Source organism: Saccharopolyspora rhizosphaerae, assembly GCF_003931915.1.
In the GTDB taxonomy this organism is placed as follows: domain Bacteria; phylum Actinomycetota; class Actinomycetes; order Mycobacteriales; family Pseudonocardiaceae; genus Saccharopolyspora; species Saccharopolyspora rhizosphaerae.
This window is the reverse complement of sequence record NZ_RSAA01000001.1, coordinates 185,481-207,254: the sequence shown is the minus strand read 5'-3', so window position 1 is coordinate 207,254 and position 21,774 is coordinate 185,481. Positions and strand designations below refer to the sequence as shown.

Here is a 21,774-nt window from a genome sequence, read left to right as displayed (position 1 = left end):
CTCGCAGTGGTGTTGGGTGATCTCCCCGCTGACCGGCCCTGCCCGTCGCTCGTGGATTGTTGACAATCCTACGAACGCTTCTTAGCGTGTCAATGCTTCCACCGAGGGTCGTTTTCTCGCCCAGGACTGGGGAAACACACTTGTTACCGGCGTGGGAGACCTACGCCCGCACCACCTCCGGCCCTAAGGTCATCCACATGATCCACTCCCGCCCCACCGTCGTCGTCCTCCACGACGGCGACGCACCCGACGAGATGGCCCGCATCGCCGACCACGCCGACCTGCGCTACGCGACCGGCGAGCAACTCCCCCAAGCCCTGCCCGGCGCCGACGCGCTGTTCGTGTGGGCCTTCCGCTCCCAAGCCATCGCCGACGCCTGGCCGCACGCCGACAAGCTCCGCTGGATCCACGCCGCCAGCGCCGGAGTGGACCGCCTGCTGTTCCCCGAACTGCGCGACTCCGACGTCGCCCTGACCAACTCCCGCGGCGTGTTCGACCAACCCATCGCCGAATACGTCCTCGGAACCGTGCTCACCTTCGCCAAGGACATGCACACCACCCTGCGGCTGCAAGACGCCAAGCAGTGGAAGCACCGCGTCACCGAACGCCTCACCGGCAGGACCGCCCTCGTCGTGGGAACCGGACCCATCGGCCGCGCCATCGCCCGCCAGCTCACCGCCGCCGGACTCGACGTCGCCGGCGCCGGCCGCACCGCCCGCACCGGCGATCCCGACTTCGGCGACATCCACGCCTCCGACGACCTCGCCCGCATCGCAGGCGACTACGACTACCTCGTCGTCGCCGCACCCCTGACCCCCCAAACCCACGGACTCATCAACACCGACGTCCTCACCGCGATGCGCCCCACCGCACGCCTGATCAACGTCGGCCGCGGCGAACACGTCGACCAACCCGCCCTCGTCGAAGCCCTGCGACAGCACCAGATCGCCGGCGCCGCCCTCGACGTCTTCGACACCGAACCCCTGCCCACCGACTCACCCCTCTGGGAGATGCCCCACGTCCTCATCTCCCCCCACATGTCCGGCGACACCGTCGGCTGGACCGACGAACTCGTCGCGCTGTTCCTGAGAAACCTGCGCGCCTTCACCGGAGGAACCGACCTGCACAACCTCGTCGACAAGCACCGCGGCTACCCCAGCAGCTGACCCGCAGTTCGCCACACCACGGAGACGCCATGGCCACCACCGAGCCCGCCGAGCTGCCCGCCACCGAACTGCTGGCCGCCTACGCCGCCGGAACCCTCTCCCCGGTCGAGGCGACCCAAGCCGTCCTGAAACGCATCGACGACCACGACACAACCCTCAACGCCTACTGCCTGCTCGACCCCGACGCCGCCCTGCACGCCGCCCGCGCCTCGGAAGACCGTTGGCACCGCGGCCAACCCGCCGGCCGCCTCGACGGCGTGCCCACCTCCATCAAGGACCTCTTCCTCACCCGCGGCTGGCCCACCCTGCGCGGCTCCCGCACCACCGACCCCGACCAGCCCTGGTCCGAAGACGCCCCCGCCGTCGCCCACCTGCGCGCCGAAAACGCCGTGCTGGTAGGAAAAACCACCACACCCGAACTCGCCTGGAAGGGCGTCACCGACAGCCCCCGCCACGGCACCACCCGAAACCCGCACAACCCCACCCGCACCGCAGGCGGCTCCTCCGGCGGCGCCGCCGCAGCCGTGGCCGCCGGCATGGGCCCACTGGCCCTGGGCTCCGACGGCGGCGGATCCGTGCGCATCCCCGCCTCCTTCTGCGGCATCGCCACCATCAAACCCACCTACGGCCGCATCCCCCTCTACCCGGCCAGCCCCTTCGGCACCCTCTCCCACGCCGGGCCGATGGCCACCACCGTCACCGACACCGCCCTCATGCTCGACGTGCTCGCCCGCCCCGACGTGCGCGACTGGTCAGTGCTGGCACCACCACCCGACTCCTTCCTCGACCACCTCGGCGGCGGCGTCGCCGGCATGCGCATCGCCGTCAGCAGCGACCTCGGGTTCGGCACCCCCGTCGACCCCCAGGTCAGCCGCGCCCTCGAGCACGCCGCCCGCACCTTCGCCGACCTCGGCGCCCACGTCGAACACGCCGACCCCGGCATCACCGACCCCGTCGACGACTTCCACGTCCTGTGGGCCGCCGGCGCCGCCAAAGCCACCGAACACCTCACCGACGACCAACGCGCACTCCTCGACCCCGGCCTCGCCGAGATCTGCCGCCAAGGCCTCACCTACTCCGCCCAGGACTACCTCGAAGCCACCAACACCCGCATGAAGCTCGGCCAACGCACCGGCGCCTTCCACCAGACCTACGACCTGCTGCTGACGCCCACCGTCCCCATCGCCGCCTTCGAAGCCGGCCGCGAATCACCCACCGACGGCCACCGCTGGACCAGCTGGACCCCGTTCACCTACCCCTTCAACATGACCCAGCAACCCGCCGCCAGCATCCCCTGCGGCCACACCGACGACGGCCTTCCCATCGGCCTGCAGATCATCGCCCCCCGCCACGCCGACGCCACCATCCTCCGCGCCGCCCACGCCTACGAACAAGCACACCCCTGGCCCCGCGCCACCACACCCCGCTGACCTACTCCCACGCCGACATCACGTGCTTGACGCGGGTGTAATCGGCCAACCCGTCATCACCGAAATCCCGCGCCGACGCCGAATGCTTGAACCCCGAATGCGGCATCTCGGCCACCAGGCAATCGTGGGTGTTGATCCACACCGTCCCCGCCTGCAACCGCCGCGACATCCGCATCGCCCGACCGTGATCACGCGTCCACACGCTCGCGGTCAACCCGTAGCGCACACCGTTGGCCAACGCCACCGCCTCGTCCTCACCCCCGAAGGACTGCACCGACACCAACGGACCCAAGACCTCGTGCTGCACCAACTCGTCGTCCTGCAGCGCACCGTCGACTACCGTGGCCTCCAAGAAGAACCCACGCTCACCCCGCCGCCGACCCCCCGCCACGACCCGCGCGTGCGACGGCAACCGCTCCAACCGCTCCAGCACCAGCTCCAACTGCCCCAAGCTGTTGAGCGGACCGAACGCCGCATCCGCGTCCTGCGGCGGCCCCGGCCGCAACCGACCGGCCCACTCCACCAACCGGCCCACCAACTCCTCGTGCACCTCCGCAGCCACCAGCACCCGGCTGGCCGCCGTGCAACTCTGCCCCGCGTTCCCGAACGCCGCCGCCGCGATCCCCTCAGCCGCACGCTCCAGATCCGCATCCGCGAACACCACCGCCGGCGCCTTGCCCCCCAACTGCAAGTGCGCCCGCTTCAAGTCCGCAGCCGCCGACCCCGCCACCTCCATCCCCGACCGCACCGTCCCGGTGATCGAGAACATCCCCGGCACGCCGTGAGCCACCATCGCCCGACCGCTGTCGCGATCACCGCACACCACGTTGAGCACACCCGGTGGCACGAACTCCCCCGCCAACTCACCCACCAGCACCGCGCTGATCGGCGTCGTCTCCGCCGGCTTCAACACCACCGTGTTGCCCGCCGCCAACGCCGGAGCGATCTTCGCCGCCGCCTGCAACAACGGATGCGTCCACGACGTCACCGCCGCGCACACCCCGATCGGCTCACGCCGCGCGAACGAGGTGTGCCCCGGCAGGTACTCACCACCCGCCGTGGCCCCCTCCGCCCGCGCCGCACCGGCGTAGAAGCGCAGCAGGTCCACCGCCATCGGCAACTCCCTGCCACGCACCACCTCGAACGGCTTGCCCGTGCACCGGCACTCCGCCCGCACCAGCTCCTCAACACGCTCGGCCACCGCATCGGCCAGCCCCAGCAACGCCTCCTGCCGCTCCCGCGGCGTGGTCTGCGACCACAACTCGAAGGCCGCGGCCGCCACCGGCATCACCGCATCGACATCGCTCCACCGCGTCAGCGGCGCCGTTCCGAACTCCTCACCGGTGCTGGGATCCACCAGCGGCAACGTCCCACCCGCCACCGTGGACACCGACTTGCCGCCCACCAGGTTGCGCAGTTCCCACACCGTCACAGCACGACCTCCGAGCCCGGGCCGGCCGCCGTTGGCCCGCCACCGAACCCGAGGCTAACCCCGCGCGCTCACCACAGGGCGCGGTCCCGCAGCCACCACTGCGCAGCCGTGCCGACCACCACCAGCGCCACGACCGGCGCGAACGCCCACCGGTACGCCACCACCGGATCCATCCCCGACACCAGCTCCAGCACCGCACCGACCAGCAACTGGATCAGCACCGCCGCGCTGAAACCACCCATGTTCACCACACCCGTGGCAGTGCCCGAGCGGTGCTCGGCGTTGGCCAACCGCGCACCGTCGAAGGCCAGCATCGCCGCACCCCCGGCCACACCGACCGTGGCCAAGGCCACCGCCAGCACCGGCAGCGGCAGCACACCCGGCCACCCGACCAGGACCGCCCACACGACCACGACGACCACGGACAACCCGAAGGTGTAGCGCTCACGGCGACGCGCACGCCCCGAAACGTACTGCCCGGCGAACCACGAACCCGCGATGAACCCGAGCACGCTGACCAGCAGCAGCGACCCGATCTCCGACTGACCGTGCCCCTGCGCCGAGCTCAGCCACGGGCCACCCCACAGCGTGGTGACCGCAACGAACTGCGCCATCAGCACGAAGTGCGTCCAGAAGGAGTGCTTCGTCCCCCGCTGGGCGACCACCACCCGCAGGCTCTGGCGCACCCGCTCGCTCACCGGCTCGGCCTGCTCCTGCCGCGCGGCGGGAGTCCGGTCGCGGATGACCAGCGCGGCCGCCAGGCAGAGCGCGGCCGTCAGCGCCCCAGCGCCGAGGAAGGTCGGCACCCAGCCCAGCGAGTGCAGCGACAGGCTCAGCGGCAGCGTCGCGATGACCTGACCCAGACCACCGGCCAGACCGGTCAGCGCGGCGACCTTGCCGTAGCGCTGCGGCGGAAACCAGTGCGCGGCAAGCCGCAGCACGTTGGTGAACATGAACGCGTCACCGAACCCGATGAGCATGCGCCCGGTGAGGCCGCCGACGATCGACCCGCTCAACGCGAACACCGCCGAACCCAGCGCGAGGGCGACCATGCCGCCGGTGATGACCTTGCGCGGGCCGAGCCGATCGGCCAGCAGTCCCGCCGGGATCTGCAGCACCAGGTAGACGCCGAGCTGCAGCGCTGAGAACAGGGCCAGCACGCCCGGACCTGCGTCGAAGCGCTCCACGGCACCCGGAGCGGCCACGCCCAGCCCGGCGCGGTGGAACAGCGCCGCGCAGTAGCACAGCGCCCCCACTCCCCAGACCAGCCAGGCCGTGCGGCCGGCGCTCCGTTGCCGCTGACCGGAGTGCTCCGGTGGCGCGGCTTCGACTGCTGTGGACACGTGCGCCCCCTCCCCGTGATGGAAGAACTTGTATCTATCTTAGATACAAGAGGGGTGGAAGTACGATGCTCACGTGTCGAGCGCAACAGCACCCGAAACGCCGGCAGCCGACCGCGCGTACCACCACGTCAAGACCGGACTCCTCGATGGCAGCTTCCCCGACGGGGAACTGCTCAGCGAAGGAGAAGTGGCCGGCGCCCTGCAGATGTCGCGCACTCCCGTCCGCGAGGCGTTCCTGCGGCTGCAGTCGGAGGGCTTCCTCAAGCTCTACCCCAAGCGCGGCGCCCTCGTCGTACCGGTCAGCGCGGACGAGGCCCGCGCCGTGATCGAAGCCCGCCTGGCCCTGGAGAGCTTCGCCATCGACAAGCTCGCCATCGACGGCACCGAGGCGATGGCCGCCGTCGGACGGGAACTGGCCGCGCACCCCGCCTGCGACGGCGCCGACCTCACCGACGCCGAGATGCACGTCGCCGACCGCGGCTTCCACGCCACGCTGGTCAGCGCCGCGGGCAACCCGGTGGTCACCGACCTCTACAACACGCTGCGCGACAAGCAGATGCGCATCACCTCCACCGCCCGCACCCACTCGGCCCGCGAACGCATCACCCGCCAGCACTCCCAGCTCGCCGAGACCCTCTCCGACGGCGACGCCGAGCAGGCCAAGAAGCAGCTGCGCGAACACCTGCTGGGCACCGTCCACGCCCTCGGCATCGCCGGAGGCTCCTACCTGAACCCCACCGTCGCCTGAAGCGGTCTTCGACTGTCACGGTCGCGGGGGAGTGCGATGCGGAGCATCGATTTCAGCTGACACTGAAGAGATAGAGGTACTAAAACACTGGAAAGTGTTCTCCAGAGGGCGAGATCATCAGAGGACCTCCACCATATCGACCATGAACGACTTCGACGACCGGTCGGCCGTGGTGATCGCCGACCCCAGCGGCACGATCCAGCACTTCAACGCCGACGCCGAGCTGTTGTTCGGCCACCCCGCCGGCGAGGCCGTCGGCGCCTCGCTCGACCTGATCGTGCCCCCGGACTTCCAGCAGGCGCACTGGGCCGGCTACTACCGCGCCATGGACGCGGCCCACGCCGACCTCGACGGCACACCCCTGCACCTGCCGGTGACCTGCCGCGACGGCCAGATCCGGGTCTTCCCCGGCGTGTTCAGCGTGCTGCGCGACCCCTACGGCCACGCCCTGGGCGCGGTGGCCACGTACGCCCCCGCACGCGACGACGCGGAGCCGTTCACCCCCGTGGCCACCGAACCGGCCCCTGCGCAACGAGTGGGCCCCGGCGCCGGATGACGGACATCGCGACCCAGCGGAGCTGATCACCGCCTACCGGAGCCGCCGGACCACCCGGCACCGCCACCGGGACACGTCCCTCCCCCAAGGCTGAAGCCTCCCACGGGGAGGGACACCACCACCCCCAACGGACGACCGACGGACCCGAGGAACACCCGTTCCCACAGCTCAGAGCGCCGCTCCGGGTGGCGACGATTCCCACTTCTCGCGAAGTTCGACCCTCGAAGTCCCGGGTCGAACTTCGCGAGAAGTTCGAAGGCAGGCGGCCTCCGGGTGCCTCGGGTCAGCCGTGGGAGGGGCGTAGTCGTGGCCGGAGGCCTTGCGGCGGGCGGTGTTCGCGCCGTTGCGGCAGACCGGGACACGTCGCTCGTGGGTGGGCCGTGTCGCCCTTGCGAGGGCGAGGGGCCGGACATCTCACGGGATGTCCGGCCCCTCGCCTGCTCACGTCGTGTTCGTGCTAGCCACCCGCACCGCCGTCCAGGGCGGTCCGGGAGGTCCGATCAGAGCTGTTCGGGCGGCTGGGAGACGTTGGCCGGCGGGACCTCCTTGCGAGCCACCGCCTCCGCGGCGCGCACCGCCTCGGCCACCTCCGGGTTGGTGGAGGTGTCGAACCAGGACTGCACCGACTCCTCCACGGCCTCGGCCGGCGGGGCGTCGGGGGTCTCCTCCGGCGGCTCGTAGCGGAAGACGCCGTCCTCGCCCTGTTCGCCGAGCATGCGGGCGAAGCCCTCCAGGGACTTGCCGAAGTCGCTGGGAACGACCCACACCTTGTTGGCGTCGCCTTGGGCCATCTGCGGCAGCGTCTGCAGGTACTGGTAGGCCAGCAGCTCCGGGGTGGGCTTGGAGCGCTTGACCGCCGCGAAGACCTTCTCGATCGCCTTGGCCTGGCCCTGCGACTGCAGGTACTGGCTGGCCCGCTCACCCTGCGCCCGCAGGATGCTGGACTGCCGGTCGGCCTCAGCGGCCAGGATCGCCGCCTGCTTCTCACCTTCGGCCGCCAAGATGGCCGACTGCTTCTGACCCTCAGCGGTCTTGATCGCCGATTCCCGGGTGCCCTCGGCGTTGAGGATCATCGCGCGCTTCTCCCGGTCGGCGCGCATCTGCTTCTCCATCGAGTCCTTGATCGACGGCGGCGGGTCGATCGCCTTGAGCTCGACGCGGGCGACCCGGATGCCCCACCGGCCGGTCTCGGTGTCGAGCACCCCGCGCAGCTGGGTGTTGATCGCGTCCCGGGAGGTCAGCGTCTCCTCCAGGCTCATCGCGCCGACCACGTTGCGCAGCGTCGTGGTGGTCAGCTGCTCCACCGCCACGATGTAGTCGGAGATCTCGTAGACCGCGGCCCGCGCGTCGGTGACCTGGAAGTAGACCACCGTGTCGATCGAGACGGTCAAGTTGTCCTGGGTGATCACCGGCTGCGGCGGGAACGACACGACCTGCTCGCGCAGGTCGATGCGCGCCCGCACCCGGTCGAAGAACGGCACCAGCAGGTTCAGCCCCGGTTGCGCGACGGTGCGGAAGCGGCCCAGCCGCTCGATCACCGCCGACTGCGCTTGCGGCACCACCATCACGGCCTTGACCACGACGATGAGCACCAGCAGCACCACGACCACCAGCACGATCAGTTCGGCCATCCCCACGAAGCCTCATCTCCTCACGGCTCGGCCCACACCACGGCGGTGGCGCCCGCGATCTCCATGACGGTGACCGTGCGGCCGGCCTCGATAACCTGGGGCTCGTCCAGCGCCCGTGCCGACCACAACTGGCCGTCGATGCGGACCCGACCACCTTGCGCATCCACTGTGGACTCCACCACGGCGTGCTTGCCGACCAGGGCGTCCACGTTGGTCTTGAGCTCCCGCTGCACGTCCATCCGCTTCTTGAGCGCCGGCCGGGCCAGCAGCACCAGACCCAGGGCCAGCACCGCGAACACCGCCACGTCCACGCCCAACGGCATGCCCAGCGCCGAACTACCGGCAGCCCCCAGAGCCGCGGCACCGATCATGACCAGCACGAAGTCCCCGGAGAGGGCCTCAGCGCCGACCAGCAGCACCCCGGCGATCAGCCACAGCAGCGCAGGAGTCATAGATCCATCGTGGCACGCGGGCCCGTCAACGCACTCGCCTATGCCCGCGTGTGATCAAGGTGTGATCCGCGCTCATCCGTCAGCGGTGACGAAGTCGATCAACCGCTCCACCGCGCCCAGCAGCGGGGTCTCGACGTCGCGGAACTCGGAAACCGCGGACAACACCCGGCGCCATCCCGCGGCCGGCTCGCCCCAGCCCAGGCGCGAGCACACGCCGCGCTTCCAGTCCTCGCCGCGCGGGACCTGCGGCCATTCCCGGATGCCGAGCGCGGCGGGCTTCACGGCCTGCCAGATGTCGACGTAGGGGTGGCCGGTGATCATGACGTGCTCGTCGGTGATGCCCTCGACGAGCCGGGACTCCTTGCTGCCCGCGACCAGGTGGTCCACCAGCACCCCCACCCGGCGGCCCGGCCCGGGACCGAACTCGGCCAGCAGGCCCGGCAGCTCGTCCACGCCGTGCAGCGGTTCGACGACCACGCCCTCCACCCGCAGGTCGTGTCCCCAGATGCGCTCGACCAGCTCGGCGTCGTGCACGCCCTCGACCCAGATGCGGCTGCCCCGCGCGGTGCGGGCCCGCAGGCCCTCCACCTTCACCGAGCCCGAGGCCGAGCGCGCCGGGCTCGCGGGGGCCGCCTCGCGCACCTCGACGAGCGTGGCGGGCTTGCCCTCGAACAAGAACGCCGCCGGGCGCATCGGGAACAGGCGCTGCTTGCCGTGCCGGTCCTCCAGCACCACGTTGCCCTTCTCCACCCGCAGCACCGCGCCGCAGAACCCGCTGGCCGCGTCCTCGACCACCAGACCTGGTTCCGCGGGGACCTCCGGCACCTTCTTGCGCCGCGAACCCGAGAGGACGTCCCGTCCGTACTCAACCGACCGCACGAGCGAACACGGTAATCCGATCGTGTCGCTGAGTGGCGGCGCCACGCCGGGCGGGAAATCACTTCCGGAGGCCCCTCATGGTTGGCGTCACACCGGCCCTCCCCCGGGACGCAGCAAGGGTTTTCGATCCGTACCCTCTAGCGACGTGCCATGCCCAAGCGCCACATTGGTTGTCTGGTCCTCCGCCTGGCTGCACGGAGCGGCGGCCTCGGACGACGTGCTCGATGCCCTGCAGACCTGGGGTGAGGTGCAGGAGTTCCGCGCTGCCGACGACGAGCTCGCGGCACGGCTCGACCTGCCCGGCCCCGAGGAAACACCGGCCGGTCCCGCCCTGCTGCTGGCCGCGCTGCGCAAGGCCGGTGCCTCCACCGGCGAACTGGCGCTGCCCGTGCCCGGCGACGCGCGCGGACTGGGCGGTGCCAGCCCGTTCTCCAAGCTCGCGATGCGCGTCCGCGAAGCCGCCGTGCTGCCCGAAGCCGGCCTCGGCCTGGTCCCCGAGCGCATCGCCGAGGGCATCCGGCGCTGGACGGTGTTCGAAACCGGCGAGCTCCCGCCCGCCGAGCACCTGCCCATCGGCGAGGCCGAGCACGGCATGGCCTCGGCCATGCGCGAAGCCGCCACTGCCCTGATCGACCTCGGCGTGGCCAAGCAGCGTCCCGGCGTGCGCGAGGAGATCGCCGAGTTCATCGCCGCCAAGCCCGCACCGGACTGGCCCGAGGACATCCCCCAGCGGACCTTGCGCATCCTGCAGCGCGCCACCGAGGTCGAAGCCATCCTGTGGGTGGCCACCGACGACTCCCCCGGCGGCGCCCTCTCGGCCTCGGCCATCCGCGCCCGGACCGACGCGCTGCGCCCGTTGTTCGACGCCGTGCGCGCCGCCCGCCGCGCCTCGGTCGCCGAGATGGTCCGCGTCCTGGCCGACCAGGCCACCCGCTCCTGACCCACGCACGACGACAGCGGGGCGCCCTCCCGGTGAGGAGGACGCCCCGCTGTCGTCGTGCGTCGGGTGCGATTCAGCAGCAGCCGCCGGGAGCGCACAGCGCCCCGTTGGTCGTCGAGCCCGCCGCCCGCAGCTGCGAGAGCTTGCACATCGGCGCGTCATCGGTGTGCTCGGCGATGAGCTCCACGATCATCTTCGCGAACCGCGGGTCGGTGCCCGCCGTGGCGGCCCGGGCGAAGCCCATCCCCCGCTCCCGGGCGGTCTCCTCGGCCTCGTTGTCCAGGTCCCAGACCACCTCCAGGTGGTCGGAGACGAACCCGATCGGACTGACCACCACCGAACCCACGCCCTTGGCGTGCAGGTCCTCGAGGTGGTCGCAGATGTCGGGCTCCAACCACGGCACCTGCGGCGGCCCCGACCGCGACTGCCACACCACGTCGTAGGTCTGCACCCCCGCCTCCTCGGCCACCAGCCGAGCCGCCTCGGCGACCTGCCGCGAGTACCACCGCGGACGCCCGTCGGCCCCCGGCCGCTCGTCGGCGCTCAACGGGATGGAGTGCGCGGTGAACACCAGCCGCGCCTGGTCGGCCCGCTCCCCCAGCTCGGCGTAGGCCGCGCGCACGGCATCGGCGTTGGCCGCGACGAACAACGGGTGGTCGAAGAACTGCCGCAGCTTCACCAGGTCCGGCGCCCTGCCCCCGACCGACTCGCGGGCACGCGCGATGTCCTCGTGGTACTGCTTGCAGCCCGAGTAGCCACCCCACGCCGAGGTGGCGAACACCAGCGCCCGCCGCACGCCGTCATCGGCCATCTGCGCGACGGTGTCCTCCACCATGGGGTGCCAGTTCCGGTTGCCGAAGTACACCGGCAGCTCCCGGCCCTGAGCGTCCAGTTCGGACCGCAACGCGGCCATGACGTCCTTGTTCAACCGGTTGATCGGCGAGACACCGCCGAAGTGCAGGTAGTGCTGGGCCACCTCGTCGAGGCGCTCCGGCGGCACTCCCCTGCCCCGGGTCACGTTCTCCAGGAACGGCCGCACTTCCTCCGGACCCTCCGGCCCGCCGAACGACAAGAACAGCAACGCGTCAAAGCTCACCGGCACATCATCGCGCCGCCCGGCCACCGGCGCGCAACCGGGGCACACCCGATGTGAACCACGAGATGCCCACAGCAACGGGGTGCGGTGTTCCTCCAGGAACACCGCACCCCGCTCGTGGTAGCAGCTCAGATGCCGAGGGCATGCACCCCGCCGTCGACCATGATCATCGAACCGGTGGTGGCGGGCAGCCAGTCCGACAGCACCGCGCAGATCGACTTGGCCACCGGGGTCGGGTCGTTGACGTCCCAGCCCAGCGGAGCCCGGTCGCCCCAGCCCGCTTCCAGCTCTGAGAAGCCCGGGATCGACTTGGCCGCCATCGTGCGCACCGGGCCGGCCGACACCAGGTTCACCCGCACGCCCTTGGGCCCCAGCTCCCGCGCCAGGTACCGCGACGTCGACTCCAACGCCGCCTTGGCCACGCCCATCCAGTTGTAGGCCGGCCACGCCACGCGCGCGTCGAAGTCCATGCCCACGATCGACGAGCCCTCGCTCAGCAGCGGCAGCGTCGCGGCGCTCAACGACTTCAACGAGTACGCCGAGACCTCCAAGCCCTGGGAGACGTCCTCCCACGGCGCGTCCAGGAACGGCTCGCCCAAGCACGACGGCGGCGCGTAGCCGATCGAGTGCAGCACCCCGTCCAGGCCGCCGGCGTGCTGGCGCACCCGCTCCGGCAGGGTCTCCAGGTGCTCGGTGTTGGTGACGTCCAGCTCGAGCACCGGAGCCGGCTTGGGCAGCCGGTTGGCGATCCGCTCCACCAGGCTCAACCGGCCGAAACCGGTCAGCACCACCTCGGCGCCCTGCTCCTGGGCCACCCGCGCGGCGTGGAACGCGATCGACGCGTCGGTGATCACGCCGGTGATCAAGATTCGCTTGCCTTCGAGCAATCCGCTCACGAGAAAGTCCTTCCGAGTATTCACCTGCCGCCGGTGCCCCGCACCCGCCGCAGCCGGCACCCGCGAAAGCGCCGGAAGCCGATCGAGGTCGTCAGTGCCCCATGCCGAGGCCGCCGTCCACCGGGATGACCGCACCGGTCACGTACCCGGCCTCGTCCGAAGCCAGCCAGCGCACCGCACCCGCGACCTCCTCCGGGTCGGCCATCCGCGCCAGCGGCACCTGGCCGAGGATCTGCTGCTTGCGCTCGTCCGGCAGCTCCTCGGTCATGTCGGTCTTGACGTAGCCCGGCGCCACGACGTTCGCGGTGATGCTGCGCGAACCCAGCTCCCGCGCGATCGACCGCGCCATGCCGACCAGACCGGCCTTGCTCGCCGCGTAGTTGACCTGGCCGGGGCCACCGGAGAGGCCCACCACCGAGGAGATGAAGATGATCCGCCCGAAGCGGTTGCGCAGCATGCTGCTCGCGGCCCGCTTGGCCACCCGGTAGGAGCCGGCCAGGTTCGCGTCGATCACGCGCCCGAACTGCTCCTCGCTCATCCGCAGCAGCAACGAGTCGTCGGTGATGCCCGCGTTGGCCACCAGCACCTCGACCCGCCCGTGGGCGTCCTCCACCTCGTCGAAGGCCGCCGCGACCTGGTCCGGGTCGGTGACGTCGCACTGCACGCCCATCAGGCCCTCGGGAGCGCCCGATCCGCGGTGCGTGACCGCGACCTTGTCCCCGGCCGCCTCGAACGCCCTCGCGATGGCCAGGCCGATGCCGCGGTTACCGCCGGTCACCAGTACGGACCGTGCCACTGTGGATCTCCCATCGAACGCGCCAAGATTCGTTTCAGACGCGACATTATCCGCTCAGCGAGCGCCACCGCTCATCGACACCGCACATAAAAAGGCCCCCGATCTGGTGGCGTGCCTACACACGCGACAACCCCGTGCACGACAGACGGCCACCAGGACCAGTACGGTGGCGCACCACGCTCGCGGTGATCACCACGAGCGTGGTGCACAAGACACGAACGCGGGGGAATGCGCGGTCCCGTCGCCGGCGTTGCCCGAGTACTGCCCCACCACGGGAAGAGGAATTCCAATGGCCACGGTCGAACTGACCAAGGACAACTTCGACGAGGTCGTCGGCGACGACAAGTTCGTCATCATCGACTTCTGGGCTTCCTGGTGCGGCCCGTGCAAGCAATTCGCCCCAGTCTTCGAGAAGGGTTCGGAGACCCACGACGACATCGTCTTCGCCAAGGTCGACACCGAGGACCAGCCCGAGCTCGCCGCCGCCTTCGACGTCCAGTCGATCCCGACGCTGGCGATCATCCGCGACAAGGTCCTGGTCTTCCAGCAGCCCGGCGCCCTGCCCGAGAACGTCTTCGAGGACCTCGTGGGCCAGGCCCGCGAACTCGACATGGAGCAGATCAAGAAGGACGCGGAACAGCAGCAGTGATCCGCCGGTGCCGGGTCCCGGAACGGGCCCGGCACCACCTCAGAACCCCGCCTCGGCCGATTCGCCGGCCGCGGCGTGCAGCACTCCTGGTAGCGCGCTGATCTCCTCGACCAGCGACGCCACTCGAACTTTGCCGCGCAACCGCAGCGCCACCACCGCAGTGCGCTGCTCCTCGTCAGAGTCCTCTCGCTCCACCTGCAGGTCCAGCAGCGCCCACCCGCGGCTGGTGCACATCGTCAGCACGCTGCGCAGGACCCCGTAGCCGTCCAGGTAGCCCACCCGCACGACCTGCGGCTCCCGCAGCGCCGGACGCCCCACCCGCAGCAGGTACGGGAACCCGATCGCCACCAGGAAGTGCACGGCGGTCGTCGCCGCGGCCAGCACCACCAGTCCCCCGCCGCAGGCCATCCCCACCGCCGCGACCAGCCACACCGAGGCCGCCGTGGTCAGGCCGCGCACAGCATCGCGGCGCACGAAGATCAGGCCGCCGCCGATGAAGCCGATGCCGGAGACGATCTGGGCCGCCACGCGCGACGGGTCCAGCGACACCCGCTCCCACGGCAGCAGGTCGCCGAAGGCGTACTTGGACACCAGCATGAACAGCGCCGCGCCCACGCCGACCAGCGCGTGCGTGCGCAGTCCCGCGCTCTTGGCCCGGATCTCCCGCTCGAGCCCGATGAGGCTGGAGAACAGCAGCGCCGTGCCCAGCTCCACCAGCAGCGGTAACTCATCCAGCCCAGACACCACCGCATCATCAGGCATCCCACGAACCTAGCACCGCCACCGGCGGCGTGCGGCTACAGCGAGCGCGGCCTGCGAGCCAGGTGGACCACCGCGGGGGGCAGGTTGCGCCACACCGCGCGGCTCACCACGACCTCCTCGAACTTCGCCTCCAGGTCGGCGTGCAGCCTGCGCGCCGGCGGCGCCCACCGGGTCCAGGTGTAGGCGAACTGCGTCATCGCCGCGTCCGGAGCCAACACCCCGGCCAACAGCTCCACCAGGCTCACCCCGCCGACCGGGGCGTGAGCGGCCCACGGCAACCCGCTGACCACCACGTCGACCTCGCCCAGACCGCGCTCGGCCAGCAGTTCCGGCACCCGCCGGGCGCTGTCGCACACCGACTCCACGCCCGGGAACCGGCGTCCGAGCTCCGCGGCCCAGCCGGCGTTGAGCTCCACGGCCAGGTGCTTGCCCCGCCCGCCCAGGCGTTCCTGGACGACTTCGGTGAAGGCGCCCGTGCCCGGGCCCAGCTCCAGCACGAGCGGATCACCGGTCAGCGGGATCGGGGCCACCATCTGCTCGGCCAGCGCCCGCGAACTCGGGCCCACGGCGGCCGTCGTGGTCGGCGACTTGACGAACTCCCACGCGAAACGCGCTGCCGTGTTCACAGCGACGAAGCTCCCGTCGTCGGTCAGGGCAGTCTGCGACCGGCGAACAACGAGATCCCGGCCGCGATGATCGCGCAGAGCGTACCCAGCACGAGCCACGGCTTGCTGGCGTCTGTGTGCTTGGTCTCGTAGCCGATCTGCTCACCGAGCGTCTCGTAGACCTCGCGCAGCTGCTCGGCGCTGGCGGCCTTGTGGAACTCCCCGCCCGACAGGCGGGCGATCTCCTGCATCGCCTCGTCGTCGACCTCGACCCACTCCTGCTCGCCCTCGATCTCGATCGAGCCGTGCTTGGTGCCGAAGGAGATGGTCGAGATCGGGATGTTGGCCTTCTTCGCCTCACCGGCCTTGGTGTAGGCGCCGCGTGGCGCGTCCATCTCCCGCGGGATCGTCTGACCGCCGTCGGCCATGAGCACGATCCGCGCCGGCGGAGCACCCGCCGGACCGCCGACCATCTTCCCGAACGAGTCGATCGCCTGCATCGACGCGTTGATGCCGTCCCCGGTGGCGGTGGCCTCGGCCAGCTTGAGGGTGTCGATGGCCTGCTTGACGCTCGAGCGGTCTGTGGTCGGCATGACCAGCACCGTCGCCGTCCCGGCGAAGGAGACCAGCCCGAGGTTGATGCCCGGGGTCAGCTTGTCGGCGAACTCCTTGGCCGCGACCTTGGCCGCCTCCAACCGGTTCGGCTCCACGTCGGTGGCCTTCATCGACAGCGACACGTCGATCGTGAGCATCACGGTCGCCCGGTTGCGCGGGATCCGCTGCTCGGCGGTCGGGCCCGCCAGCGCCACGGTCAGGAAGATCAACGCCACACCCAGCAGCGCCGGTGGGACGTGCTTCCACCACCCCTGCGAGCCGGTGGCGACCCGGTCCAGCACCGCCAGGTTCGAGAACTTCAACGCGTCCCGCTGCCTGCGGCGCATCGCCCAGACGTAGCCGACCACCAGCCCGGCGACCACGAACAGCAGCAGGAACCACCACGGCGCGGTGAACCCGGTCAGACTCAACATCACCCCGCTCCTCCGCCGGACCAGCCGCGCTTGCGCGCCATCACGAACCGCACCACGTCGGCGATCCAGTCGGAATCTGTTCGCAACACCAAGTGAGCGCACCCGGCCCGCCGCAGCACTGCGGCGACGTCCTCCCGGTGCGCGGCCGCCGCAGCGGCGAACTCCTTGCGCAGCACCGGAGTCGTGTGCACCTCGCGCCGCTTGCCCGACTCCGGGTCGGACAGCAGCACGGTGCCCACGTCGGGCAGCTCCACGTCGCGCGGGTCGATCACCTCGATGGCCAGCAGCGAGTGCCGGGCACCGAGACCGCGCAGCGCCCGCTGCCAGTCGGTCGGGCCGAGGAAGTCGGAGATCACCACGGCCAGCCCGCGCCGACGCGGCGGACGCCGCAACGACTCCAGCAGCGAGGCCAGGTCGCCGCGCGTGCCTTCCGGGGCGCGCGGGGTTTCGGCGACCTTCTTCAGCAGCGCCCGCGCGTGGGCCGCGCCGCCGCGAGCGGGCAACCGGTGCTGCCCGGTGCCGTTGTCCACCACGGCACCGATGCGGTTGCCGCCGCCGCTGGTCAGGAACATGACCGCGGCCAGCGCGGCGACCGCCAGCTCGCGCTTGTCGCAGGCCGCCGTGCCGAAGTCGAGGCTGGCCGAGAGGTCCACGCCCACCCACGTCTCCAGCTCGCGGTCGGCGATGGTCTGCCGGATGTGCGGCTCGGCCGTGCGGGCGGTGACCGCCCAGTCCATCCGCCGCACGTCGTCCCCGGGCTGGTAGCTGCGCGCTTCGCCCGGCTCGCTGCCCGGTCCGGGCACCAGGCCGAGGTGGTTGCCCTGCAGCAGCCCGTCGAGCCTGCCCCGCACGCTCAGTTCCAGGGCGCGCAGCGCGACCTCCATGCGCCCGGTGTCCAGCGCCGGCGGCGCCCAGGCCGGGCGGTCGCCGCCGGAGTGCCCGGGTACCGCCACGTCTGCCCCTCCCCTCACTGGTGCGGTGGCATCGGCGGGTGGCCGTAACCGTGCTGGCCGGTCGGGCCGACCGGGGCGGGCTGTTGCGCTCCGCCTTGCGGGCGCGCGGAGACCTGCGGCAGCGGCACGGTCTGCAGCACCCGGCTGACGATGTGCTCGACGGGGATCCCGTCGGCGAGCGCGTCGTAGGACAGCACCAGGCGGTGCCGCAGCACGTCGGGCACCACGTCCACCACGTCCTGCGGCAGCACGTAGTCGCGGCCGCGCACCAGCGCGAGGGCGCGGGCGGCGGCGATGACCCCGAGGCTGGCGCGGGGCGAGGCTCCGTAGGAGACCCAGCCGGCGATGTCGGAGAGCCCGTGGTCGTTGGGCATGCGGGTGGCCACCACCAGGCGCACCACGTAGTCGACGAGCGCGTGGTGCACGAAGACCCCGGCGGCGACGCCCTGCAGCCGGATCAGCTCCTCGGGGTCGAGCACGCCGTGGGGTTCGGGCGGGGTGACGCCCATCCGGTAGATGATCTCGCGCTCCTCCTCCGCGGTCGGGTACTCGACCGGGAGCTTGAACAGGAAGCGGTCGCGCTGCGCCTCCGGGAGCGGGTAGACACCTTCGTTCTCGATGGGGTTCTGGGTGGCCAGCACCAGGAACGGCGCGGGCATCGGGAAGCTCTCGCCGCCGATGGACACGTGCCGCTCGGCCATGACCTCCAGCAGCGCCGACTGCACCTTGGCGGGCGCGCGGTTGATCTCGTCGGCGAGCACGAAGTTGGCCAGCACCGGGCCGAGCTCGACGTCGAAGCGCTCGCTGCCCTGCCGGTAGATGCGGGTGCCGAGGATGTCGGCGGGCACCAGGTCGGGGGTGAACTGCAGGCGGGAGAACGAACCGCCGACGACGCGGGCGAAGGTCTCCACCGCGAGGGTCTTGGCGACGCCGGGCACGCCTTCGAGCAGGATGTGCCCCTTGGCCAGCAGACCGGTCAGCATCCGCTCGACCAGGCGGTCTTGCCCGACGATGACGCGCTTGACCTCGAAGACGGTGCGTTCGAGCAGCTGCGCGTCGCGCGCCGGGGTGCTCGACGGCCCCGCCTGACCTGCTGGACGCGCCGCAGCGGCTCCGCTCTCACCGTTGCCGGCCTCGGTCACTTCTCCCAGCCTCCTCGTCGATGCGGCCGTTGCGGGCCGATCAAGATCCTGGCACGCCCCTCACCCCTGGTGCACGAGGGGGCGCATCGAACCCCCACCCAACCTCATGGCCGGTATGACCGCTGTGAAGCGAAGGCCCTCCTCCGTCCGAGCCGGGCTCTCGCGGCCACGTGGAGCGTTGATTTCAGTCGACACTGAAACGATAGACGTTGTTGAGCCTGGGAGTCGTGCCGCTCCCCCACCCGAGAGCGCCGCGGCGCCTCAGGGGCTTCGGGTCCGGGCTCGGCTGAGGTCCGCCGGGGTGTCCACGTCGGACACCTCAGCTGTGGTGGCCGGGACGTGGTGCGGCTCCAACGGCGCGAAGAGGTCCCGCACCGGGCGGTTCTCGACCGCCTCGGGCATCGCCCTCCGCAGCGCCGCCAGGCGCCAGACGCCGACCAGCCACTGCGCGCGGTCGCCGGGCTCCGCCAGCACCGCTCCCCTGGCCCGCGGGTCGCTCGACAGGACTTCGCGAAGCCGGTCGAGCGTGCCGGCGGTCAGGTGCGGGTGGTCGGCGGCGAGGACCGCCACCACGCCGTCATCGCCCTCGACCAGGCGGAGCCCCGCCTCCACGGCTGCGAGCGGCCCTCCCCCAGCCGGGTCCTCGGTGGTCCAGCGCACCGCCGAGGTGGTGGGTCGCTGCGGGCCGACGACCACCACGGGATCGGCGTCGGGCACGGCGTCGAGCGTGCGGTCCAGCAGGGTGCGGCCTTGCACCGGCAGCATCACCTTGTCCACGCCACCGAGCCGACGCGCTCGACCGCCGGCCAGCACCACCGCCGCGAAATCCGCCACGCACCCATGCTCCCAGGCCGTGCGGCTCGCGCCCCCGCCAGGCGGTCAGAGCACGCGCACCGCGTACGGGGCGATGCCGCTGTAGCGGACCGAGGTGACGCGGACGCGGGAACCGGAGTACGGGGCCTCGACCATCTTCCCGCCGCCCAGGTACAGGGCGACGTGGTGGATCCGCCCGCCGTCGTTCCAGAAGAGCATGTCGCCGCGGCGCATCTGCGACAGCGGGACGCGCTTGCCGGACTGCGCCTGGTAGCCGCTGTAGTGGTCCAGCGAGACACCCCCGGCGGCGAAGGCGTAGATCATCAGCCCGGAGCAGTCGAAGCCGATCTTGGCGTAGTCGCCGTAGGAGTCGGCCACTCCCCCGTCGCGGATGCCGCGCGTCGGGCCGCGCGAGTTGCCGCCGCCCCAGGCGTAGGGCATGCCCAGCTGCGACAGCGCCCGCGAGATGACGGCCTCGACGTCCCCGGACGACGAGGCGGAGGACTGGCCGCTGCCGCCGCTGTGGTTCTGGGACGGCTTCGCGGCAGCCGCCGCCGCGGCCTGCTCCTCGCGGGCCTTGTCCTGCACCCACTCCTGGTAGTCCTCGCGCTGGGTCTGCAGCCCGGAAACGCGGGAGCGCGCGGCGTCCAGCTCGGCCTGCACGGCGTCGCGATCGGCTTGCAGGCTCTGGGCCTGGACCGCTTGCTGCGCCCGGGCCTGGACCGCCGCCTGTTGGGCCGCTTCGGCGGTCGCGCGGGCCTCGTCGGCGGCACGGCGCCTGGCTTCGGCCTCCTGCAGGGCCGCGCGGGTCAGCGAGTCCTTGTTGACCTTCTCGATGCGGGCCCGTTCGAGGTCGTCGAGGACGTCGAGCTGGGAGTCGCTGAGGGCGTCGAGCAGGGAGGCGCGCTCGAGCACCTCCTGCGGGTTGCGGGCTCCGACGTAGGCGGTGATGGACCCGAGCCTGCTGCCCTGGCGGTAGCTGCTGGCGGCGAACTGGTCGAGCCGGCTGCGCTGCGCCTCGATCTGCTGGGCCGCGGCACGGGCTTCGGCGGCTGCGGCGTCGGCGGCGAGACGGGCCCGGCCGTAGGCGGTTTCGGCGCGCTGGAGGTCGACGCGAGCCTTGTTCGCGTCCTCCATCTTCACCTCGACCTGCGACTGCAGGCCGACCAGGCGCGACTCGGCATCGGCGAGGCGGTTGGCGAGTTCGCCGGCTCGACCGGCAGTGCGCTCCGCGTCGGCCTCACCCGACTGGATCTCGGCGTCGCTGGGGTTGGGCGGAGGCGGCGGGACCGCCACGCCGGTTCCGGTGGAGGCCAGACCCACTGCGCTCAGCAGCGCCAGCGCACCGATCCTGCGCCCGACTCGACTAGTGGACAACGCCCGTCACCTCCAGCGGATGCACCCGTTCGGAGTCGGTCTTTAATCCGAACGGAGTCATGATCAGCCGGAGTGTGACATCACCGTCCCGGACGCACCACGCGAATCGGACGTATCGTTTGCAACATCAACCACACGTGTCACATGTGATCCCAGGTGCTGGGATCTCCCCACGTCCGCAGCCGTTCACCCAGCTCGACCACCGGGGCGCGGGCCAGGTCGGGCAGCACCTCGTCCAGGGGGCCGCGCAGGACCGCGTCGGCGATCTCGTCGTAGGGCGTGGGCTCGGCGTTGCAGATGACCAGCTTCGCGCCGGCCTTCGCCGCCAGCTCCACGAACGCCGCCGCGGGGTGGACCGTCAGCGAGGTGCCCGCCGCCAGGAACAGGTCGCAGTCCAGCGACGCGCGCCGGGCCTCGCGCAGCACGTCGGGGTCCAGCGCCTGGCCGAAGTACACCGTCGCGGACTTGAGGATCCCGCCGCACGCCCGGCAATCCGGGTCCTGCTCGCCCTCGGCGACGCGCCGCAAGGCGTCGGTCATGGCGCCGGTGCCACCGCAGTGCACGCACACCGTGCGGCGCATCGTGCCGTGCAGCTCCAGCACGCGGTCGCGCGCGAGGCCCGCCCGCTGGTGCAGCTCGTCGATGTTCTGGGTCAGCACCGCACCCAGCCGGCCCGCGGCGTCGAGGTCGACGAAGGCCTGGTGCGCGGCGTTGGGTTCGGCGTGCCACGCGGGGTTCTCGGCGCGGGCGCGCCAGGCGTGCACGCGGACGTCCTCGTCGGCGAGGTAGCTGTCGATGTCGCTGAGCCGGGCCGCGCGCGGATCGCGGGTCCAGACCCCGTTGGGGCCCCGGAAGTCGGGGATGCCGGAGGCGGTGGAGACGCCCGCTCCGGTCAGCGCGGTGATGCGCCGGGCGGCGCCGAACAGGTGGCGGGCGCGCTGCCGGTCGGCGCTGTCGTCGGGACCCGAACCTCGTTGCGTCACACCTCCACGGTGCCACGGAACCGGTGGTCGGCGGCACACCGGGGCCCGCGTGTGCCGCTGGTCACGGCGGTCCTGACCGGCCGCGCGCCGATCATGT

The 21,774-nt window shown here is 71.5% G+C and carries 22 protein-coding genes; 6 read left to right on the top strand and 16 right to left on the bottom strand.

The window, feature by feature from the left end:
• Positions 1-197 precede the first annotated feature (197 nt).
• Complete coding sequence (locus EIL87_RS00960; RefSeq protein WP_125088199.1) at positions 198-1,166, top strand: D-2-hydroxyacid dehydrogenase; 969 nt, start codon at positions 198-200, stop codon at positions 1,164-1,166.
• Between the two features lie 29 nt (positions 1,167-1,195).
• Complete coding sequence (locus EIL87_RS00955; RefSeq protein ID WP_125088198.1) at positions 1,196-2,596, top strand: amidase; 1,401 nt, start codon at positions 1,196-1,198, stop codon at positions 2,594-2,596.
• Position 2,597: 1 nt separating this feature from the next.
• Here EIL87_RS00955 and EIL87_RS00950 read toward each other — a convergent pair whose 3' ends face one another.
• The gene (locus EIL87_RS00950; RefSeq protein ID WP_125088448.1) at positions 2,598-4,022 is read right to left on the bottom strand and encodes an aldehyde dehydrogenase family protein; all 1,425 of its coding nucleotides are present in this window, start codon (positions 4,020-4,022) and stop codon (positions 2,598-2,600) included.
• A gap of 74 nt (positions 4,023-4,096) precedes the next feature.
• Positions 4,097-5,371, bottom strand: a complete 1,275-nt coding sequence (locus EIL87_RS00945; RefSeq protein WP_125088197.1) for an MFS transporter — start codon at positions 5,369-5,371, stop codon at positions 4,097-4,099.
• Between the two features lie 73 nt (positions 5,372-5,444).
• Here EIL87_RS00945 and EIL87_RS00940 point away from each other — a divergent pair, with 73 nt between their 5' ends.
• Both EIL87_RS00940 and EIL87_RS00935 read left to right on the top strand, forming a co-directional pair.
• Complete coding sequence (locus EIL87_RS00940) at positions 5,445-6,119, top strand: GntR family transcriptional regulator (RefSeq protein ID WP_125088196.1); 675 nt, start codon at positions 5,445-5,447, stop codon at positions 6,117-6,119.
• Positions 6,120-6,261: 142 nt separating this feature from the next.
• Positions 6,262-6,675, top strand: a complete 414-nt coding sequence (locus EIL87_RS00935; protein ID WP_125088195.1) for a PAS domain-containing protein — start codon at positions 6,262-6,264, stop codon at positions 6,673-6,675.
• Between the two features lie 500 nt (positions 6,676-7,175).
• Here EIL87_RS00935 and EIL87_RS00930 read toward each other — a convergent pair whose 3' ends face one another.
• The 3 genes from EIL87_RS00930 to EIL87_RS00920 form a co-directional block, all read right to left on the bottom strand.
• Positions 7,176-8,306 carry an SPFH domain-containing protein gene (locus tag EIL87_RS00930; protein ID WP_125088194.1) on the bottom strand — a complete coding sequence of 377 codons (1,131 nt, stop codon included), beginning with the start codon at positions 8,304-8,306 and terminating at the stop codon, positions 7,176-7,178.
• Positions 8,307-8,326: 20 nt separating this feature from the next.
• Positions 8,327-8,758 carry an NfeD family protein gene (locus EIL87_RS00925; protein ID WP_125088193.1) on the bottom strand — a complete coding sequence of 144 codons (432 nt, stop codon included), beginning with the start codon at positions 8,756-8,758 and terminating at the stop codon, positions 8,327-8,329.
• Positions 8,759-8,830: 72 nt separating this feature from the next.
• A complete protein-coding gene (locus EIL87_RS00920; protein WP_125088192.1) occupies positions 8,831-9,637 on the bottom strand; it encodes a DUF3097 domain-containing protein in 807 nt (268 codons plus the stop codon).
• A 166-nt stretch (positions 9,638-9,803) separates the two neighbouring features.
• On the opposite strand from EIL87_RS00920, the gene EIL87_RS00915 reads away from it, so the two are divergent.
• Positions 9,804-10,577 carry a hypothetical protein gene (locus EIL87_RS00915; protein WP_233575917.1) on the top strand — a complete coding sequence of 258 codons (774 nt, stop codon included), beginning with the start codon at positions 9,804-9,806 and terminating at the stop codon, positions 10,575-10,577.
• A 73-nt stretch (positions 10,578-10,650) separates the two neighbouring features.
• Here the strand turns inward: EIL87_RS00915 and EIL87_RS00910 are convergent, their stop codons facing one another.
• The 3 genes from EIL87_RS00910 to fabG all read right to left on the bottom strand — a co-directional run bounded on the left by EIL87_RS00910 (position 10,651) and on the right by fabG (position 13,365).
• Positions 10,651-11,673 (bottom strand): ferrochelatase, encoded by a 1,023-nt coding sequence (locus EIL87_RS00910; RefSeq protein WP_199740127.1) that lies wholly within the window; start codon positions 11,671-11,673, stop codon positions 10,651-10,653.
• A gap of 128 nt (positions 11,674-11,801) precedes the next feature.
• A complete protein-coding gene (gene fabI / locus EIL87_RS00905; RefSeq protein WP_125088190.1) occupies positions 11,802-12,569 on the bottom strand; it encodes an enoyl-ACP reductase FabI in 768 nt (255 codons plus the stop codon).
• A 91-nt stretch (positions 12,570-12,660) separates the two neighbouring features.
• The gene (fabG, locus tag EIL87_RS00900; RefSeq protein ID WP_125088189.1) at positions 12,661-13,365 is read right to left on the bottom strand and encodes a beta-ketoacyl-ACP reductase; all 705 of its coding nucleotides are present in this window, start codon (positions 13,363-13,365) and stop codon (positions 12,661-12,663) included.
• Between the two features lie 289 nt (positions 13,366-13,654).
• Between fabG and trxA the strand changes: the two genes are divergently transcribed.
• Entirely contained in the window at positions 13,655-14,014 is a 360-nt protein-coding gene (trxA, locus tag EIL87_RS00895; RefSeq protein ID WP_125088188.1) for a thioredoxin, read from the top strand.
• A gap of 39 nt (positions 14,015-14,053) precedes the next feature.
• Here trxA and EIL87_RS00890 read toward each other — a convergent pair whose 3' ends face one another.
• The 8 genes from EIL87_RS00890 to EIL87_RS00855 all read right to left on the bottom strand — a co-directional run bounded on the left by EIL87_RS00890 (position 14,054) and on the right by EIL87_RS00855 (position 21,677).
• The gene (locus EIL87_RS00890) at positions 14,054-14,776 is read right to left on the bottom strand and encodes an MgtC/SapB family protein (protein WP_125088187.1); all 723 of its coding nucleotides are present in this window, start codon (positions 14,774-14,776) and stop codon (positions 14,054-14,056) included.
• Positions 14,777-14,811: 35 nt separating this feature from the next.
• Positions 14,812-15,402, bottom strand: a complete 591-nt coding sequence (locus EIL87_RS00885) for a class I SAM-dependent methyltransferase (protein WP_125088186.1) — start codon at positions 15,400-15,402, stop codon at positions 14,812-14,814.
• 23 nt (positions 15,403-15,425) lie between these two features.
• Entirely contained in the window at positions 15,426-16,406 is a 981-nt protein-coding gene (locus EIL87_RS00880; protein ID WP_199740182.1) for a VWA domain-containing protein, read from the bottom strand.
• Between the two features lie 2 nt (positions 16,407-16,408).
• The gene (locus tag EIL87_RS00875; protein ID WP_125088446.1) at positions 16,409-17,293 is read right to left on the bottom strand and encodes a DUF58 domain-containing protein; all 885 of its coding nucleotides are present in this window, start codon (positions 17,291-17,293) and stop codon (positions 16,409-16,411) included.
• A gap of 83 nt (positions 17,294-17,376) precedes the next feature.
• A complete protein-coding gene (locus EIL87_RS00870; protein ID WP_125088184.1) occupies positions 17,377-18,504 on the bottom strand; it encodes an AAA family ATPase in 1,128 nt (375 codons plus the stop codon).
• Positions 18,505-18,765: 261 nt separating this feature from the next.
• Positions 18,766-19,338, bottom strand: a complete 573-nt coding sequence (gene mobA / locus EIL87_RS00865; RefSeq protein ID WP_125088183.1) for a molybdenum cofactor guanylyltransferase — start codon at positions 19,336-19,338, stop codon at positions 18,766-18,768.
• A gap of 45 nt (positions 19,339-19,383) precedes the next feature.
• Positions 19,384-20,694 carry an NlpC/P60 family protein gene (locus EIL87_RS00860; protein ID WP_125088182.1) on the bottom strand — a complete coding sequence of 437 codons (1,311 nt, stop codon included), beginning with the start codon at positions 20,692-20,694 and terminating at the stop codon, positions 19,384-19,386.
• A gap of 140 nt (positions 20,695-20,834) precedes the next feature.
• On the bottom strand, positions 20,835-21,677 hold the full coding sequence (locus tag EIL87_RS00855; RefSeq protein WP_407690504.1) for an SIR2 family NAD-dependent protein deacylase: 843 nt from the start codon (positions 21,675-21,677) through the stop codon (positions 20,835-20,837).
• Positions 21,678-21,774: the final 97 nt, after the last annotated feature.